The 14718-nt window shown below is 60.7% G+C and carries 9 protein-coding genes, 1 tRNA gene and 3 pseudogenes; 5 read left to right on the top strand and 8 right to left on the bottom strand.

Annotation, left to right across the window (positions count from 1 at the left end):
• Positions 1-57: 57 nt before the first annotated feature.
• Positions 58-1410, top strand: a complete 1353-nt coding sequence (gene nhaA, locus ABEA12_RS07970; RefSeq protein ID WP_210101676.1) for a Na+/H+ antiporter NhaA — start codon at positions 58-60, stop codon at positions 1408-1410.
• 87 nt (positions 1411-1497) lie between these two features.
• Here nhaA and sufU read toward each other — a convergent pair whose 3' ends face one another.
• The 7 genes from sufU to ABEA12_RS07935 all read right to left on the bottom strand — a co-directional run bounded on the left by sufU (position 1498) and on the right by ABEA12_RS07935 (position 7803).
• Positions 1498-1947, bottom strand: a complete 450-nt coding sequence (sufU, locus tag ABEA12_RS07965) for a Fe-S cluster assembly sulfur transfer protein SufU (RefSeq protein ID WP_210101677.1) — start codon at positions 1945-1947, stop codon at positions 1498-1500.
• Entirely contained in the window at positions 1944-3260 is a 1317-nt protein-coding gene (locus ABEA12_RS07960) for an aminotransferase class V-fold PLP-dependent enzyme (RefSeq protein WP_210101678.1), read from the bottom strand. The genes sufU and ABEA12_RS07960 overlap by 4 nt, the downstream gene beginning before the upstream one ends.
• Positions 3261-3641: 381 nt before the next feature.
• Complete coding sequence (gene pth / locus ABEA12_RS07955) at positions 3642-4223, bottom strand: aminoacyl-tRNA hydrolase (protein ID WP_210101679.1); 582 nt, start codon at positions 4221-4223, stop codon at positions 3642-3644.
• A gap of 21 nt (positions 4224-4244) precedes the next feature.
• On the bottom strand, positions 4245-4826 hold the full coding sequence (locus ABEA12_RS07950; protein ID WP_210101680.1) for a 50S ribosomal protein L25/general stress protein Ctc: 582 nt from the start codon (positions 4824-4826) through the stop codon (positions 4245-4247).
• 307 nt (positions 4827-5133) lie between these two features.
• A complete protein-coding gene (locus ABEA12_RS07945; RefSeq protein ID WP_210101681.1) occupies positions 5134-6114 on the bottom strand; it encodes a ribose-phosphate diphosphokinase in 981 nt (326 codons plus the stop codon).
• 46 nt (positions 6115-6160) lie between these two features.
• Positions 6161-7633, bottom strand: a complete 1473-nt coding sequence (gene glmU / locus ABEA12_RS07940; protein ID WP_210101682.1) for a bifunctional UDP-N-acetylglucosamine diphosphorylase/glucosamine-1-phosphate N-acetyltransferase GlmU — start codon at positions 7631-7633, stop codon at positions 6161-6163.
• A gap of 98 nt (positions 7634-7731) precedes the next feature.
• Positions 7732-7803 (bottom strand) — tRNA-Gln (locus ABEA12_RS07935).
• A 151-nt stretch (positions 7804-7954) separates the two neighbouring features.
• On the opposite strand from ABEA12_RS07935, the gene ABEA12_RS07930 reads away from it, so the two are divergent.
• From ABEA12_RS07930 to ABEA12_RS07920, 3 genes and pseudogenes are all read left to right on the top strand, one after another.
• Complete coding sequence (locus ABEA12_RS07930; protein WP_345467513.1) at positions 7955-8578, top strand: TetR/AcrR family transcriptional regulator; 624 nt, start codon at positions 7955-7957, stop codon at positions 8576-8578.
• 603 nt (positions 8579-9181) lie between these two features.
• Positions 9182-10067 (top strand): annotated as a pseudogene (locus tag ABEA12_RS07925) (IS110 family RNA-guided transposase); the annotation flags it as partial.
• 455 nt (positions 10068-10522) lie between these two features.
• A pseudogene (locus tag ABEA12_RS07920) lies at positions 10523-11766 on the top strand (IS110 family RNA-guided transposase).
• Positions 11767-11784: 18 nt separating this feature from the next.
• On the opposite strand, the gene ABEA12_RS07915 reads toward ABEA12_RS07920, so the two are convergent.
• The gene (locus tag ABEA12_RS07915; RefSeq protein ID WP_210101683.1) at positions 11785-13143 is read right to left on the bottom strand and encodes a sugar transferase; all 1359 of its coding nucleotides are present in this window, start codon (positions 13141-13143) and stop codon (positions 11785-11787) included.
• A gap of 779 nt (positions 13144-13922) precedes the next feature.
• On the opposite strand from ABEA12_RS07915, the pseudogene ABEA12_RS07910 reads away from it, so the two are divergent.
• Positions 13923-14585 (top strand): annotated as a pseudogene (locus ABEA12_RS07910) (IS110 family transposase); the annotation flags it as partial.
• Positions 14586-14718 lie beyond the last annotated feature (133 nt).

The raw sequence follows: 14718 nt of genomic DNA, 5'->3' as shown, positions 1-14718 counted from the left end.
GCCGGGAAGTCTGGTCGGCGATAACTTCAGCCTCCCTAAAAAGAATCGAAGAAGACCATGAACCAAACACCCCCACCAGCCAACAAACCCAAGACGGTTTTTGGCCCCGGGAGTTACACCGAATCCCTCCGAATCGGAGAGATTCTCCGCAAGGAAACGGTCGGCGGGCTCGTCCTGATCGTTGGCGCGATCATCGCGCTCGTCTGGGCCAACTCACCGGCATCCGACAGCTACTTCGCCCTTCGTGATTTCACCATCGGCTTCGAGGTCTTCGGTATCGACCTGAACCTGTCGCTCGGCCACTGGGCCGCGGATGGGCTCCTGGCAGTCTTCTTCTTCCTGGTGGGGCTGGAGCTCAAGAAGGAATTCGTCGCCGGGGACCTGCAAGACATGAAACGCGCCATTGTTCCGGTGGCTGCAGCGTTTGGCGGCGTACTGGTTCCCGCATTGATCTTCGTTGCCCTGAACGCTTCGACCGGCGGAGAAACCCTGAGGGGCTGGGCCATCCCCACCGCCACGGACATCGCCTTCGCCGTGGCTGTGCTGGCCGTCATCGGATCGAACCTGCCTTCCCCCCTGCGCATCTTCCTGCTGACCCTCGCGGTGGTTGATGACCTCATTGCCATCGTGATCATCGCCTTCGTCTTCACCGACGAGCTGCGCCCTCCGTACCTGTTGATGGCCTTGGTGCCGATCGGTGCCTATGCGTTCATCTCGCACAAGTGGCCGAAGTTCTTCGCCGCCCGACGCTGGGCACCTTGGCTCATCCTGCTGCCATTGGGCATGATCAGCTGGGCCCTGGTCTTTGGCTCGGGTATCCACGCGACAATTGCCGGTGTGGTCCTGGGCTTCTGTGTCCCCGTCCTGCGCAAGAACAAGGACGAGGTGGAAAAGCCTGGCCTGGCCGAGAAGTTCGAGCATCGTTTCCGCCCGCTCTCCAGCGGTTTCTGCGTCCCGGTCTTTGCGTTCTTCTCAGCCGGCGTTGCCATCGGAGGTCTCGAGGGCTTCTCCTCGGCGCTGGGGGACCCTGTGCTGTGGGGCATCGTCTTCGGCCTGATCTTCGGCAAACCCATCGGCATCCTTGGAGCCACATGGCTGGTCACCCACACCACGAAGGCGAATCTTGCCCCGGGCACCAAATGGAGCGACCTGCTGGGCGTGACGCTTCTTGCCGGGATCGGGTTCACCGTCTCGCTGCTGGTCTCCGAGCTTTCCTTCGGGCTGGCATCGCCGCACTACGACCATGCGAAGGTCGCGATCCTGACCGGTTCGCTGTTGGCCGCCTTCCTCGGTACCTTGTGGCTGCGCCCGCGGGACCGTCGCTACCGCAAGCTCAACGAGCAGGCCGCGATTGACGCCAATGACGACGGCATCCCCGACATCTTTCAGGATCCGGACCAAAACATCTAGCCCAACGTCAGCAAGAACAGAGGCCGGTTGGCTTGCCCCTTAAATTCCACGGGACAAGCCAACCGGCCCCTGCCGTGCCTATGCTTGTCAGCTGTTCGCGGCCAACAGGGCAGCCTCCGCAGCGACCCAGGAGAGCATGGCGCACTTGACCCGCGCGGGGAACTTGGAAACCCCTGCAAAAGCTGCGCCGTCGCCCAGGATATCCTCGTCCCCCACCTTGCTCCCACGCGAGCGCATCAGTTCACGGAACTCATCAAGGATGTCCATGAACTGATCGCGCTCCATCCCGGTGGCCATCTCGCTGAGCACCGAGGCCGACGCCATCGAAATGGAACAGCCGTCGCCCTCCCAGGAAACGTTTTTCAGCACCGTGCCGTCGAGCTGGACCCGTAGCGTGATGTAGTCCCCGCATACGGGGTTGTGTTGTATCGACTCCCCGTGGGCCACTCCGGCCGGGGCCTCGAGCAGCCCGGCACCGTGCCGCTCCCTGGCGTGGTCGAGGATGATCTGCTGGTACAACTGGTCAAGGTCGCTCATTTGCCCACCCGGAAGTATCCGCGCACATCGGAGACGGCATTGAGCAGGGCGTCGATGTCACTGGTGGTGTTGTACAAGTAGGTGCTGGCCCGGGTGCTGGAAACGATGCCCAGCGCACGGTGCAAGGGCTGCGCACAGTGGTGGCCGACCCGCACGGCAACACCGCGTGAGTCCAGGAATTGGCCAACGTCATGCGGGTGCACGTCCTCGATGACAAACGGTGCAGTGCCGATGCGCTGCGCTCCCCCCGTTGGGCCCAGCACGCGCACACCGGGGATGGATGCCAGTCCGCTGAGCATCCGCTGGCCCAGCTGCGTCTCCCAGGCAGCAATGCGCTCCATGCCTACCTCGCGCAGGTAGGCCACAGCGGTGGCCAATCCATGGGCCTGTGAGATGCGTTGGGTGCCGGCCTCGAAACGCATCGGGGAGGGCAGGTATTCGGCTTTCTCCATGGTCACCGAAGTGATCATCGACCCGCCGGTCAGGAAGGGCGGCATGGCATCGAGCAGCTCGCCACGGCCATAGAGCCCGCCGATCCCTGTGGGGCCCAGCATCTTGTGCCCCGAAAATGCCATGAAATCCACGTCGAGTTCCTTGACGTCAACCGGCAGGTGCGGGACCGATTGGCATCCATCCAGGACGGTCAAGGCGCCCACGCTGCGGGCCAGCGCAACCAACGCTGGCACATTGGTCACCGTGCCCAGCACGTTCGAGACATGCGTGAACGCCACGACCTTGGTGGCAGGGGTGATAATTGAACCCGCCAGCCCCATCCGCAACGCCCCTGCCTCATCGACGGGTATGAACTTCAGCGTGGCGCCCGTGCGCAGCGCCAGTTCCTGCCACGGGATCAAGTTGGCGTGGTGTTCGAGTTCGGTGACCACGATCTCGTCGCCGGGGCCCAGGGCGAATTTCCTGGCGGCTTCCCCGCCAAGGCCTGCGCTGGCATTGCCAAAGGAATAGGTGATGAGGTTCAGGGCTTCGGTGGCGTTGGAGGTCCAGATGACCTCGTTCTGCCTGGCGCCGATGAAGCTGGCAAGGTCGGAGCGTGCCTGCTCGAAGATGTCGGTTGCCTCAACGGCTAGGGAATGCGCGCCGCGGTGAACGGCTGAGTTGAAGTTCTCGTAGAAATGTTGTTCGGCTTCGTAGACACACGTGGGTGTCTGCGAAGTGGCCCCCGAATCAAGGTAGATCAGCGGAGCCCCGTTGACCCTGCGCTCCAAGATCGGAAAATCTGCGCGTAGGCGCGCGACTTCCACGTCATCAAGTTGATGCGGAAGGGTATCTTGCGTCGTGTGCGATGCGCTGGACACGTTGGGTTTCCTCCGAAGGTTGTTCCATGCCGACGGTGCCTCGAGTGCTCGGCTCCACCGGTCGGGGACTGGACTCGCGGACCGCAGTTAGATTACGGCATCATTTGCTTCGCTAATTCTCCCACGTCAAGGCGCCCATGGCACATAAGTCCACCCTTACCGTTACGGCCCGCGTCGGGACAAGGGCACAAAAGGGGCCGTTAATGAGATGGGGATGCCCAGACCTCGACGGCCGTCCGCTACCGGTCCGTCCCTCGGGGCCCGAAATGGGGCAAGAACGATCCGCTGCCTGCGGCATCAATGAAAACCAAGAATTTTCAGTGGATCGAGCCTGCCGCACGATGGAGGTACCGGTGGAGCCCACTTGGCCTCACGTCCTGCCTATGCGAGGTGGAATTTACGGTGCGCGGCCTCGAGCCCGTTCTTCATCAATTCCTCGACGGCATCAGCCGCGGTGTCCACAAGGAACGGAAGGTCCTTTTTTTCGTCCTTCGAGAAGTCCTTGAGCACATAATCCGCGGTTTCCATGCGGCCAGGGGGCCGCCCCACGCCGACGCGCACCCGCAGGTAGTCCTTGGTGCCCAACGCCTTGGAGATGTCGCGCAGTCCATTATGGCCGCCCTCGCCGCCGCCGAACTTGATCTTCACGGTGTCAAAAGGGACGTCAATCTCGTCGTGCACGGCGATGACATGCTCGTTGCCGACGCCAAAGAACTTCGCCAGGTTGGCCACGGGGCCACCGGAGAGGTTCATGAAGCTCATCGGTTTTGCCAGGATCAGCCGGGGCCCTCCGATTCCCAGGCGCCCTTCAAGGATCTGGGCGCGGGAACTGTGGGTCTTGAACTTTCCACCGGTGCGTGCAGCAAGTTCATCGACGACCATCTGGCCAATATTGTGCCTGTTATGCGCGTAGCCGGGCCCGGGGTTTCCGAGCCCGGCTACAAGCCAGGTTTCGCTAGTCATGCGAGAACCGAGAAGAAATGACTACTCGGCGGAAGCTGCCGAAGCCTCTTCCGGCTCTGCGTCGACGGTGGCCTCGTCGATGGTTGCAACGACAACGTCGGCTTCGATCGCCAGGGCGGTGCCGTCTGGGAGGATCAGGTCCGATGCGAGGATCTGGCTGCCTGCCTGCACGCCGGAGATGTTGGCGACGACGTATTCCGGAAGGGCCACGGCTTCTGCCTCGACGGCGATGACCGGCTGGTCCAGTGACAGCTGGGTGCCTGCGGTGAGCTCGCCTTCGATGTGGACGGAAACGTCAACGATGACCTTCTCGCCCTTCTTGACGATCAGGAGGTCGAGGTGGTCAACCGTCTGGCGCAGCGGGTGGCGCTGGATGTCCTTTACCAGAGTGGTGGTGTTTTCACCGTCAACCGAGATCTTCAGCAGTGCGTTGGAGCCACGAACGGCGAGGGTGGTTGCGGCGATCGGCAACAGGATGCGGACTGGGTCGGTGCCGTGGCCGTAGATGACTGCCGGGATCTTACCGGCGCGGCGGGCCTGGCGCGCAGCACCCTTGCCGAAGTCGGTGCGAAGTTCGCCGTCAAGCTTGATGGTCTTAGCCATGTTGTTCTCCTTGTGGAAGATGATTAATTGGTTCCTGCCCCGCTCGGGCCTAGAAGCATCATCATCCGATTCCCGCTAAGGAGTTGAACGTTAGTGCGGTTCTAGCCTCGTCGATAACGGACCTCCACCGAAATGGAGTTCCCTCGCCTGGACACAATCGATAATTTTAGCAGGACTTGGCCGCCTGGCAGAAATCGGCGGCAGCCGACCCGCTCCCGGCCGAAACAACGTCGGGCCCTTCGGCCATTCCGCGGGCGGAAGACCAAAGGACCCGGGAACGGACGCGCCGTTTTCGCTACAGGACGCTTTAGGCGTCGCCGTCGAAGAGGCTGGTGACCGATCCGTCTTCGAAGACTTCCTTGATGGCGCGGGCCAGCAGGGGTGCGATCGACAGGACTGTCAAGGTCTCGAAGCGCTTGGACTCGGGGATCGGCAAGGTGTTGGTCACCACGACTTCCCGTGCGCCGGACTCGGCGAGTCGCTGCGAGGCAGGATCCGAGAACACGGCGTGGGTGGCGGCAATGATGACGTCCTTGGCTCCTGCGTCCTTGAGCACCTTCACCGCGCCGGCGATGGTCCCGCCGGTGTCGATCATGTCATCGATCAGCACGCAGGTGCGGCCCTTGACCTGGCCGACCACAGTCTTGGAAACCGCCTGGTTCGGGACGGTCAGGTCACGAGACTTGTGCACAAAGGCCAACGGAGCCCCGCCGAGGCGCTCGGCCCACTGCTCGGCAACCCGGACGCGTCCGGTATCCGGGGAAACCACGGTGACCGGATCATCGCCGACGACGCCGCGGATATAATCCGCCAGCAGCGGGATGGCGAAGAGGTGATCGACCGGCCCATCGAAGAAGCCCTGGATCTGTGCGGTGTGCAGGTCCACACTCATGATGCGGTCCGCTCCGGCAACCTTGAACATGTCCGCCACCAGTCGGGCGGAGATGGGCTCGCGGCCGCGGCCCTTCTTGTCCTGGCGGGCATAGGGGTAGAAGGGTGCAACCACGGTGATGCGCCGGGCCGAGGCACGTTTCATGGAATCAACCATGATCAGCTGCTCCATGAGCCAGTTGTTCAACGGTGCCGGGTGTGCCTGAATGACGAAGATTTCCTTGCCGCGCACGGATTCGCCGGAGCGGACGTAGATCTCTCCGTTGGCAAAGTCGTAGGCGCTCAGCGGAAGCAACTCGGTCCCGAGGGCGGCCGCGACCTCTTCAGCAAGCTCCGGGTGCGCACGCCCGGAGGCCAGCACCAGCTTCTTGTCGACGTTATGGATCAGTTCACTCATGGGATCGCTTTCTGGCTCGAACGGGGATCGGAGATGATTTGAATTGTTACTTGGCCTGATCCGTGGATGCGGCGTTCTCGCCGGAATCCAGTGCGGACTTGAATGCGGCCTCCGCGGCAGCGGAACCGGGGCGCTTGGACATCGTCCAGCCCTCCGAGTTGCGTTGCGGAGCAACAGAAAGGGCAAGTGCCCCTGCCGGAACGTTCTTGCGCACGATGGCGCCGGCCCCGGTGTATGCACCGTCCCCGATGGTCACCGGTGCGACAAACACGGTATTGGAGGCCGTGCGTACGTGCGAACCGATGAGAGTACGGTGCTTGTTGACCCCGTCATAGTTGGCCGTGATGTTGCCGCAGCCGATGTTCGTGTATTCGCCGATCTCGGCGTCCCCGGCATAGCCGAGGTGCGAGAGCTTGGAGCCTCGGCCGACAACGATGTTCTTCGTCTCGTAGAATGCGCCGATCTTGGCGTCCGGACCCAGGTTGGTCTTGGGTCGCAGGTAGGCGAAGGGTCCTACGGAGCCGCCTTCGGCAATCGTCGAATCGGTGACATCCGACCTGGTGATCCTTGCGCCCGGGCCCACCTGGGTGTTCGTCAAGGTGGTGTCTGGGCCGATGACGGCGTCCGTGCCAATGGCGGTGCTTCCCAATAGCTGCGTTCCCGGCTTGATGGTCACGTCGTTGGACAAGGCAACCTCGACATCGATCCAGGTGGTTTCAGTGTCGATGATGCTCACCCCGGCGCGCATCCACTTTTCCAGGATGCGGCGGTTCATCTCCTTGCCCAGCGCGGCAAGCTGCACCCGGTCGTTGGCTCCCTCTACCTGCCAGGGGTCCTCTGTCACCACTGCGGCCACGCGGCCACCGGTGGACCTGGCGATGCCCAGGACGTCGGTCAGGTACATTTCGCCTTGCGCGTTCTCGGTGGTGACCTCGGCCAGCGCCGATCGCAGCACCTGCGCGTCGAAAGCGTAGATCCCGGAATTCACTTCCTTGATCGCCCGCTCTTCGTCACTGGCATCCTTGTGCTCGCGGATTCCCAGGACGGTTCCGTCCTTGGCGCGCAGGATCCGGCCGTATCCGGTGGCGTCGTCAAGCAATGCGGTGAGCACGGTGACGGCGTTGCCCTCGCGATCATGCGTGGCGACGAGTTCGGAGAGCAGGTCGGTGGTCAGCAGGGGGACATCGCCATAGGTGACGACGATGGTGCCTTCGAGCGTCGGATCCAGCTGGTCAAGGCCCTGCTGCACGGCGCGCCCGGTGCCCGGGACCTCGTCCTGGTCGGCGATGACAACGGCAGGGTTGATTCGCAGGAGATGCTCAACGACGCGTTCGCGCTCGAAGCGAACCACGGCCACGAGCTGCTGGGGCTCGAGCCCCTCCGCCGCTGCAAGTGCATGGCCGATCATTGACCGGCCACCGATTTCGTGCAAGATCTTGGGTTTCGCCGACTTCATTCGTGTTCCCGCACCTGCAGCGAGAACGATGACAGCGGCTGGTGCGTTTGCGTGAACGCTCAAGATTGGTACTCCCCTGTACTTAGGTTAGCCAGACCGGCGGGGCCAGGCCTCATCATCCTATCCCGGGAAAAGTTCCGGGATTTCAATGAAGTGATGCGTTCCGCCCATAGGATTCGAACCTATACTCCACAGCTCCAAAGGCTGGGGTGCTGCCATTACACCAGGGCGGAATGTGCGTTGAACTTGCCTCGTCGGCACAGTGAACTATTCTGCCACGACTGGGCCCAAGGATGCGACTTCAGGATCGAGGTCGCGCCAATCCCCCTCTCATACCGGCGATTGGACAGCGTTTGGGCCGTATCTGTGCTTACCATGAGGATCATGAGCCCCACCCCACGCCCGCGCACCCGAATGACCGGCGTCCAACGACGATTGCAGCTGATCGATGTCTCACGACAGCTTTTCTCCCTGCGCGGAGTCGACGGCACCACGATCGAGGAAATCGCCCGGGCCGCCGGTGTGTCAAAACCTGTTGTCTACGAGCACTTTGGTTCCAAGGAAGCGCTCTACATGGAGGTGGTGACCAACGAGTATCGGGAGCTGCTTGCCCGCATCACCGAGTCGCTCTCCGGCGATGATTCCTCGCGGGTACTGCTGGAGAAGGCCGCCCTTGCGATCCTGACTTATATCGAGGAATGCACCGAGGGTTTTCGCATCTTGGTTCGCGATGCTCCCCCGTCCCAGCCAGAAGGCACATACTCCACGCTGCTGACCAAGGTGACCGAACAAGTCGAACACATCCTTGCCGATGAATTCGCCCATCGCGGTTTTAGCTCGGAAGACGGATCGATCTATGCGCAGATGCTCGTGGGCATGGTCGCGATGACCGCGCAGTGGTGGCTCGATGCACGACACCCTGACAAGCGGACGGTTGCCGCCCACGTGGTGAACCTTGCTTGGTATGGATTGACCGGCTTACGCAAGGAACCAGGGCTAAGCTGGTGACTTGAGGCGATAGCCTGATTTCCAGTGCTACGAACTCCTTCCAGAATGGCACCGTAGTCCCACCTGCGTAATCATCCTCGTACCCACGTTACCTTTTAAGTAGCCTCTTAAACGGACTCGCTGAGGAAGAACTGAGGTTGCTGGCCTGTTGGTCCCGGCATGATCCACTCCCCCGTTCTTTCATGATCTCTAATGATCTAGGCGGGTCTGGTACCTGCTGGCAGGATGATGCCAACCCACCAAGGTGTGACACGTTAATGATCTGGCCGTGGCCTATCCATGTGCCTTGCCCCAGACCTGTCCATCTTGGTGGAGCGGCATCATCCTGACCCTTCGCCCTGGCTTGATAAAAGGTTGGCCGCAACTACAAGGTTGCGTGCCTCATTAGAGATTTGCCAGACAAGATTTCAATACCAGCCCGATGCCACCAATAACGGTACCCGACTGGAAAGAAGGATCACCGTCATGCCCATCGTGGCAGAAGAATACGACTACGTTACCGGCATCGACACCCACTCGCGCACCCACACCTACGCGATCATCAACACAACTACCAATGCCGGTGTGGGCTGCGAATCCTTCCCCGTCATCAAGCCGGGAATGGACCGGGCCATCGTCTGGATCCGTAGGACCACCAGCGGTGAAATCTTGGCAGCCATCGAGGTCCCCGAAGAACAGGACACAGAGCTCTCGATGCTCTGCGGATTCGATGATGACCTCGCCAAACAGGGAACCGCGACCTCCAACCGCATCCGCGGTCTGCTCACCTGCGATCCACCCGGCCCTGGAACGGGTCATCGGTGAGCACCTTGACCATGTGGCCATGGCCAAACTGCTGGCCAAATACCCGACACCAGCAGCCCTGCGCCGGGCCGGAGAAGCCCACATCGGTGCCCTGCTGCGCAAGTATGCACCCCGGGCTTGGAAGGGCTGGGCCCATGAAATCATCGCTGCCTTGGCTGCCCAAACCGTGGTCGTCTCGGGCACCGAGGCAGCCGGCATCGTCCTGCCCGGACTAGCCCGCATGCTCTCCCAGAACAGGACAGCCCGCGCCAACGTGCTCAAACGCGTAGAGGAACTGGTCACAGAGCACCCGCTGCATCTGATGCTAGATTCCATGCCAGGGGTCGGGATCCGCACCGAACCACGGATCCTTACCGAAGTCACCGGCAAGGACTTCGCCACCGCCGGGCATCTGGCTTCCTATACCGGCTTGGCGCCGGTGACGTGGAGATCCGGGACCTCGATCCGAGGTGACCACTCTTCGCGTAAGGGCAACAAGGTCCTCAAGCGGGCTTTGTTCCTTTCGGCTTTTGCTTCGCTCAAATGCAGGGACTAGGTTTCGCGGGCCTACTACGACCGCAAACGCGCCGAGGGCAAGAAACACAACCAAGCGGTCATTGCTTTGGCTCGTGGACGTTGCAATGTCCTGTTTGCGATGCTCCGCGATGGCAGCATCTATGAAGCCCCGGTAGCCCTCGCGGCCTAATCCATCATGCTTACGGCCCCGCATCCCGGCTCAACGTATCCGAACCGGGCCACGTAGCCTTGCCCAAAAAACGCAGGCCAAAACGTTTCCAGAATAATTCAGGAAAAACCCGAAAAGGACTTGCGAAAAGGATAGGGGCACCCAGCTGTTTCAGTGTCAACGGTCGACCTAGCGTTCCAGCGCCGCTGCGCGCCGTGGAGATCGAAAATCTTGGCATGCTTACCCCCAGAACTGGTGCTAGGGGACCCGTCGGAGAGATGATGGGAATGCTTGCCGTGTCCGACGCCGATTTTTCCTTGGTGCCGTAGTTGGTCCGTACATGAGCGTGGTGCGGGGGGTTCCACGGGAACCGTAGATTGTTGCTGAGAGCACGCGTATTAGAGTCCTGATTTGATTCCGCCCTCCACACGGCAGGCACCATCACCCATAGAAACAATGAGTTCAGGAGGTGTCCCGTGGATCTGGTTCATGAACGTGCCGCGGGTCTTGATATTTCCAAAAGCGACGCGAAGGTCGCCATTCGTGTCCCGGGCAAGCGCGCCGGGACCTTCCACACCGAGGTCACCACCTGGGGCTCAACCACCAACCAGATCCTCGCCCTTCGGGACATGCTGGTTGCCGCGAAAGTCACCACCGTGGTCATGGAGGCGACCAGCGACTACTGGAAGCCGTTCTACTATTTGTTTGAAGACGTCCTGCCGGTGATGCTGGTCAACGCGAAAGCGGCGCGCAACATCCCTGGCCGCAAGACCGACGTTTCCGATGCTTCTTGGTTGGCCCAGTTGGGAGCCCATGGGCTGTTGCGTCCCTGTTTCGTTCCGCCCCCGCCGATTCGGGTGTTGCGGGATTTGACGCGGGCACGCACCATCGCGACCAATGATCGGACCCGTGAGGTCCACCGGCTGGAGAAGTTTTTGGAGTCCACCGGCATTAAGCTCTCGGACTACGTCTCGGAACTGATGGGGGGTGTCCTCCCGGGCCATGCTCGAGGCCCTCATCAAGGGCGAGCGGGACCCTCAGGTGTTGGCGAGCCTGGCCAAGGGGCGACTGCGCCCACGGATCCCCCAACTCGTCGAGGCCCTCACCGGAAGGATTCGAGGAACACCACGCATTTATCTGCACCATGCACCTTGAACGCATCGACTCGATCACCCGGTGGGTCGAGGAACTCACCGCGCGGATCGAGGTGGCAATGGAACCCTTTCAGGTAGCCCGGGAGTTCCTGAGCATCATTCCGGGGGTCTCCATCCTCGTTGCCGATGTCATCGTCGCCGAGACCGGGGCGGACATGTTCACCTTCGAGACCCCGGGCCGGCTGGCCTACTGGGCGGGTTTGAGTCCGGGGTCCAACGAGTCTGCCAGCCGGGTCAAGTCAACCAAGACCCGACCGGGGAACCGCTACTTCAAGGGCACCTTGGGTATCGCTGCCCTGTCCATTGCCGGACATCCCAAGGACAGCTACCTCGGGGCACGCTACAAGCGGATCGTCGTGCGCCGCGGCAAGATGAAAGCCATCGTCGCCATAGAGCATTCCATCCTCACCGCCATCTGGCACATGCTCGCCGAGGGTGAGTGCTACCACGACCCGGGATCGGACTTCTTCACCCAGAAGGACCCCACCCGAACCAAGAACAACGCCGTCCGCCGCCTTCAGGAACTCGGCTACAGCGTCACCCTCAGCACCCGGGAGGCAGCCTGACCCAACCCTATTTTCGTATTAGTACGCTCCCCGAGGTTGGATCATGGCCTTGAGAGTGTGCCACATGATGATGCAGTCTCCCACAACCGACCAATTCTCGACATAATAAAGATCCAGGCGCACGCTGTCTTCCCAGCTCAGGTCACTGCGGCCGTTTACTTGCCATAGACCAGTTAGTCCTGGACGAATCAGCAGACGACGGAAGGTATGGTTTTCGTAGCATTCAACCTCAGTCCGAAGTGGCGGGCGAGGCCCAACCAGAGACATGTCGCCGCGAAGTACATTAAAGATCTGCGGCAGTTCGTCAAGTGAAAGCTTACGCAAAACCCTACCCACACGCGTGACACGCGGATCATTCTTCAGCTTAAACAGCGGACCGGCGCCTTCGTTTTCATGCTGTAGGGCCTCTAGCCGATCTTCCGCGTCTTCCGACATTGTCCGAAACTTGAACATGACGAAGTCCCTACCAGTTTTACCTACACGACGCTGCCTGAAAACGATCGGTCCCTTCGAATCGACACGAACGGTCAGCGCAATGGTTGCAAAAACCGGGGCCAACAGCACAAGTGCGCAACTAGAAAGCCCAATATCCAGCGCGCGTTTGGCCCACATTCGAGCCCCAGAGAACACGGGAGGCTCGACATGCATGAGAGGCAGCCCTTCCACGGGCCGCATCTTGATACGAGGACCTGCGACGTTTGTCAGGCTGGAGGCCAGAATCAACTCCGTATCCGATTTCTCAAGTTCCCAGCTCAAATTCTTTACAGCATCGGAACCGGAATGCAGGGATCCAGCAACCATGACAGCGTCCGCTCCATTGACCCTGATCAAGTGGTCCAGGTTTTCAATGCCGTGCAACACCGGGATATCGCCGATGACGAGCCCCTGGCCGGTGTCCTCGACTATAGCAACGACGTGAAAAATGCTTGCAGACTTCTTTTTGATCTGGTCGACCAGGTATCGAACGTCAGGGGCCCCTCCAATAACGACTACGCGTGAAAGCGTAGCCCCCTGACGAGCCCGGATGTGCAGGATACGGCGCAAGATCCAGCGTGTGAACAACAATGCGACAGTACCGGGAAGGATGCCGAAGATCACCAATTCGTATGGAATTACGCCATGGGAGATAACGGTAGCGATAGCGACGAGTCCGGCACTGAGAATGCTTGCCTCAAGCACCCTTTTGTACTCATCAGAACCCACCCCTAGAACCTGTGGCTGACGAGCCCCTTTCATGCTGAGCATCAGCAACCACAGCATCGCAGCACTAAAAGCAATGAGCACATCAACGCCCTGCAGTAGCGTTCCGATGTTCAGCTGAACTGCAAAGATCAAGCCCGACACTACAAGAGTGTCAACGATCATCAGGGTCTTCACCCAATGCTGCCTACGAACGCGTGCGGGTGCCGCGTACACCGACTTCGTCGGCGAGTTTCGATATGTCCAAGGCATCCCAAATGCCGTTGGACCGGTGACGATAGGTTCCCCGACGCCTGTTGCCATGTATGCCACTCCCCCGTGGATCACGTTTTGAACGAGTCATCACCAGCATTGGATTCTGCCGGCAGATCAGAACTGGAAGATCCCACTTCTGTAGCCCGCGGGCGACCCCAAGATTGCCCGAACTCAGTTCAACACTATGAAACATTCCGTTTAGGTTCACGAGTGGTACATACTCTATTAAGTCGCTATTCATGCGCTCGAGGCAATGCCGCAGTACTTGTCACTACTTGTTCAGACAGCTAGCACTACTTAGTCCACTCCTTCGACACACAATCGCTACCGAAAGCCCCGGCTGGAGGACCATCCGCATCGATCCGCTCCATTTCGTCCAAGAGCCACCAACGCTATGGAGACCGTGCGGCGCTCCGATTGGCAATAGGACCGGCCACTGCCCCCCCCCGTTACCTTTTAAGTAGCCCCTTAAGNGTCTCGGCATGATTCACTCCCCCTGTTCTTTCATGATCCGGGGGGTGCTGTCACCGAGATTCGAGAGGCACCAGGGATATCGCTTATAGGGGCCGGATCCGGATAAGACAGCACCAGTCCAATTGTCGGTCGTAACGTGGATGCCGAGCCGTGGAGCCGTAAGGACGAGCCAGCACTGTTTCATCCGATGCCACCACCCGTTGGTGGCCTGACGATTGAGGTGCGCCATGATCAACGAACACGAAACCATCGACGTTTTTATCGGCGTCGATGTCGGCAAGTCCAACCACCATGCAGTGGCCCTGAACAAGGCCGGGAAGAAGCTGCTGGACAAGGCCCTGCCCCAAGACGAGGCCAAGCTCAAATCCCTGATCAAGTCCCTGTCCAAGCACGAACGGCTGCTCTTTGTGGTGGACCAGCCGGCCACCATCGGTGCGCTGCCGGTCGCGGTCGCCCAAGCGGCCGGAATCCAGGTTGCCTACCTGCCGGGACTGGCGATGCGCCGCATCGCTGATTTGCATCCGTGCGAGGCCAAAAGCGATCCGCGAGACGCCTATATTATTGCCGACGCCGCTCGCACCATGCCCCACACCCTGCGCACCGTCGAGGTCACCGAAGAGCAGGTCGCAGAGCTCTCGATGCTCTGCGGATTCGATGATGACCTGGCCAAACAGGGAACCGCGACCTCCAACCGCATCCGCGGTCTGCTCACCCAGATCCACCCGGCCCTGGAACGGGTCATCGGCCCGCACCTTGACCACGTGGCCATGGCAGAACTGCTGGCCAAATACCCGAGCCCAGCAGCCCTGCGCCGGGCCGGAGAAGCCTGCATCGGTGCTCTGCTGCGCAAGTTTGCACCCCGGGCTTGGAAGCGCTGGGCCAAGGACATCACCGCGTGTCAATGGCAGTTTGAAATTGCCCATCGGCGGCCAACGAAAATGACCAGTGGCGGCAGCCCCTTGACCACCAGCGGCAATACGAATTGACCACTGGCGGCAACGGAATTGACCAGCCGAACGGGAC

The sequence above is a fragment of the Paeniglutamicibacter antarcticus genome, from assembly GCF_039544305.1.
Classification (GTDB): domain Bacteria; phylum Actinomycetota; class Actinomycetes; order Actinomycetales; family Micrococcaceae; genus Paeniglutamicibacter; species Paeniglutamicibacter antarcticus_C.
The sequence above is the reverse complement of the archived record's forward strand: the minus strand, read 5'-3'. Positions and strand labels throughout refer to the sequence as shown.